Consider the following 2,365-nt stretch of genomic DNA (forward strand, 5'->3'; position numbering starts at 1 on the left):
AGTCTTATGTGAAGGCTCTCAACGATTCTATGAACTCTGGTAAGCTGCGTGTCATGAATGCACATTCCATTGCAATTTTTCTCATGGGAATTGGTCACTTTATGGGTTTAGATCTTGTTTTTAGGCCCCGTTATTCCGATGATAAATGGGAAGAATATCTCATGGATCTTGCAAAGCTCATTGCCAGAGGTTTGGAGGTATAAAGATGAACTGGAAAGAGTTATACAAGAAGAAACTTCTTTCACTCGACGACGCTTTGGGCTTGATAAAATCCAATCATAAAATCGTCGTCAGCATGGTCTCCATGGAACCCAAAGGGTTGTTGGACAATCTCCATAAACTTGCAACCCATGTCGAGGGTGTTAGTGTAACCAGTTGCCTTAATATGCGAGAATATCCCTTCTTTATGGACCCCCAGTATAATGGAACATTTATCAACGAGTCCTGGTTTTATTCCGCTCCTGTAAGGAAAGCGGCTGAAGCCGGTTACAAAACCGTATCTTACATTCCAAACAATTTGCACAATGCTGGTACTGACAGGCTTGTGAGCAACAAGCCCGACATTTTTTGGGGTGTTGCATCGCCTATGGATAGGAACGGCTACATGACGCTCTCCCTCTCCAATGTTTACGAACGGGATATGGTAGAAAATGCCGATATGGTCATCCTTGAAGTAAACGAAAAAGCTCCCAAAACCCATGGGGAAACGCAGGTTCATATCAGTGAGGTTGATCACGTAATCGAAAACAGTTTTGATATTCCAGAACTCCCTGTTGTTGAGCCCTCAGAAACCGAAAAGCACATAGCGCGACACATTTCAGAACTCATTGAAGATGGGGCAACTTTACAAATCGGCATTGGTGGAATACCGAATGCCGTTGCTAAACTATTGGAAGACAAGCGGGATCTGGGAATACACACCGAAATGTTCACCGAATCCATGATAGAGCTCTTTGAAAAAGGAATTATAACCAATAGCAGAAAAACGTTATGGCCGGGCAAATTCATTTGTACTTTCGCTCTGGGAACGAAAAAAATGTACAAATTTGTTGAAGACAATCCTGGAATCTTTATCTTACGTGGTAGATATGTCAATGATCCTTATGTTATAGCCCAAAATGAAAAAATGGTTTCCATAAACACCGCAATAACCGTAGATCTAACTGGTCAAGTTTGTTCTGAAGCCATTGGCACAAGGCATTACAGTGGCACAGGCGGCCAGCTTGACACTCACCGCGGGGCCAGCATGTCAAAAGGTGGAAAGGGAATCATAGCCCTTCGAACGACAGCAAAACGTGGCACCATTTCAACCATCGTACCTCTTTTGCCTTTGGGCTCTCCAGTGACAGTCCCCAGACAGGATATAGATTACGTTGTCACGGAATACGGTATTGCACACTTGAGAGGCTTAAGTGTTAAACAAAGAGCTGAAGCACTTGTGAATATAGCCCATCCCGATTTCAGAAATCAGCTCAGGAAAGAAGCCAGCAAACTCAATTTGATATAGGAGGCGATAAGTTATGAGGAAAGTCTACATAGTCGGGGCAAAAAGAACAGCCATTGGAACAATGGGTGGATCGCTAAAGGACGTTCCAGCGGTTGAACTTGGAGTCACTGCGGCTAAAGCAGCGATAAAACAATCTGGGATCACACCGGAGAACATCGATGAAACCATCATAGGTTGTATCCTCACAGCCGGCCAGGGTATGGGACCTGGGCGTCAAGTGTCCATATACTCAGATGTTCCAGCAGAGAAGCCTGGTTATACGGTGAATATGCTTTGCGGCTCTGGCATGAAAAGTATCATGGTCGGTGCTACGGATATCTTAATTAATGAGGCTGAAATTGTACTTGCGGGTGGCATTGAGAATATGTCGAAAGCACCATATTTGCTTCCAGATGCCAGATTTGGCTACAGACTTGGAAACGGTGAGATCATTGATCACATGGTTTTCGACGGGCTTACGGATATCTTCAACAGATATCACATGGGTGTTACTGCAGAAAACCTTGCCAGAAAATATAGCATTACACGGGAAGAACAGGACGAATTCGCTTATAACAGCCAGATGAAAGCGAAAAAGGCCATAGCAGAGGGTAAATTCAAAGATGAAATTGAACCAGTGGTTATCAAGACCAGGAAAGGAGAAGTCGTTTTTGACACAGATGAACATCCAAGAGATACAACACCTGAAAAGCTCGCAAAATTAAAGCCGGCATTTGTAAAAGATGGAACCGTAACCGCGGGTAATTCTTCTGGAATAAATGATGGTGGCAGCGCAGTTGTTATCGCCTCTGAAGATGCTGTGAAAACTCATGGGTTGAAACCCATGGCAGAAATTATAGCCTTTGCTCAAGCTGGTGT

The 2,365-nt window shown here is 43.9% G+C and carries 1 protein-coding gene and 2 pseudogenes; all 3 read left to right on the plus strand.

Going from position 1 to position 2,365, the window contains the following annotated elements:
- Nucleotides 1-203, plus strand: a pseudogene (locus tag AC3LHT_RS02290) (TetR/AcrR family transcriptional regulator); the annotation flags it as partial.
- 2 nt (nucleotides 204-205) lie between these two features.
- The gene (locus AC3LHT_RS02295) at nucleotides 206-1,507 is read left to right on the plus strand and encodes an acetyl-CoA hydrolase/transferase family protein (RefSeq protein ID WP_290646336.1); all 1,302 of its coding nucleotides are present in this window, start codon (nucleotides 206-208) and stop codon (nucleotides 1,505-1,507) included.
- A gap of 13 nt (nucleotides 1,508-1,520) precedes the next feature.
- Nucleotides 1,521-2,365, plus strand: a pseudogene (locus tag AC3LHT_RS02300) (acetyl-CoA C-acyltransferase); the annotation flags it as partial.

This window comes from Kosmotoga sp., assembly GCF_982836095.1.

Coding starts and splice junctions, on each gene's coding strand:
- AC3LHT_RS02295 (WP_290646336.1), top strand. CDS start 206: ATGAACTGGAAAGAGTTATACAAGAAGAAACTTCTTTCACTCGACGAC.